At 51.1% G+C, this 280-nt stretch carries 1 protein-coding gene; it reads left to right on the top strand.

The window, feature by feature from the left end; genetic code table 11:
• Positions 1-119: 119 nt before the first annotated feature.
• On the top strand, positions 120-280 hold a 161-nt coding region (locus MN204_RS20500), incomplete at its 3' end, for a DsrE family protein (protein WP_249872906.1).

Here is a 280-nt window from a genome sequence, read left to right as displayed (position 1 = left end):
TCGAGCCATTCGCCAGCGCCTGGCGAAATGCCAGCCATTAATGTCATGCTTACTCTCCAGAACAGCGAAACTTGGAAAAGCTAAGCAATATTCGTGCCTTTATAAGAACAGGAGTCAACATTCAAAAGATTGTGATCGTCGCCAACGGTGCGGCTTACGGCAGCGAATCCCTTTTCAACAGTCTGCGCCTGGCGATTGCGCTGCGTGAAAAAGAGAGCGACCTGGCGTTAAGACTCTTTTTAATGTCGGACGCGGTCACCGCGGGGCTGAAGGGTCAAAA

Source organism: Oceanobacillus saliphilus (assembly GCF_023522835.1).
Classification (GTDB): Bacteria; Bacillota; Bacilli; order Bacillales; family Amphibacillaceae; genus Oceanobacillus; species Oceanobacillus saliphilus.
The sequence above is the reverse complement of the archived record's forward strand: the minus strand, read 5'-3'. Positions and strand labels throughout refer to the sequence as shown.